General features: G+C 61.9%; 1 protein-coding gene. It reads left to right on the top strand.

Annotation, left to right across the window (positions count from 1 at the left end; translation table 11 throughout):
• Window positions 1–735: type VI secretion system tip protein TssI/VgrG (tssI, locus tag JIF53_RS11475; protein WP_199452526.1), on the top strand; the 735-nt coding region annotated here is incomplete at both ends.

Genomic DNA, 735 nt, shown 5'->3' with positions numbered 1-735 from the left:
TGGCGCCTGGGCCTGATGCACAACAGCCGCATCTTCCAGACCCAGACCACCGACGCCATCGTGCGCACCCTGCTCGAAGAGCGGGGCATTGTGGATTCCATCTTCGACTTCAAACGCCCACCGGAAGAACGGGAATACTGCGTCCAGCACCGGGAAACCGACCTGCAGTTCCTGGAACGCCTGGCCGCCGAAGAAGGCTGGCACTACCGCTACCAGCACGGCAGCGTGGATGGTGAAGAACAACCAGCACTGATTCTTGCCGACCACCACGGCGACGCTCCGAAGCTGGACCCGGTTACCTGCAACACCAAAGCCGGTGGTAGCACAAAGCAGGCCTGCGTGTTCCAGTTCGCCTACGAAGAACGGGTGAAAGCCGCCTCCGTGGCCATGAAGGACTACACCTTCAAGAACCCCGCCTACGCCCTGATGCATGAGCAAAGTGCCGGCGGTGTTAACCACCGGGAAGACTACCAACACTACGACTACCCCGGCCGCTACAAAGCCGACGCCAGCGGCCAGCCGTTCACCCAGAACAAACTGGATGCGCTTAGAAACGACGCGGCCATGGCCAACGGCAAAAGCAACCGCCCGGATTTCACCCCCGGCGCCAAAGTGGAACTGCAGGACCACGACAGCCAGACCCTGAACCGGGAATGGCTGCTCACCGCCATCACCCACACCGGCAAACAGCCCCAGGCCCTGGAAGAAGAGGGCGGCAGCGAACCCACCAGCTAC

The sequence above is a fragment of the Marinobacter sp. bablab_jr008 genome, assembly GCF_016464145.1.
Lineage (GTDB): Bacteria > Pseudomonadota > Gammaproteobacteria > Pseudomonadales > Oleiphilaceae > Marinobacter > Marinobacter nauticus.
The sequence above is the reverse complement of the archived record's forward strand: the minus strand, read 5'-3'. Positions and strand labels throughout refer to the sequence as shown.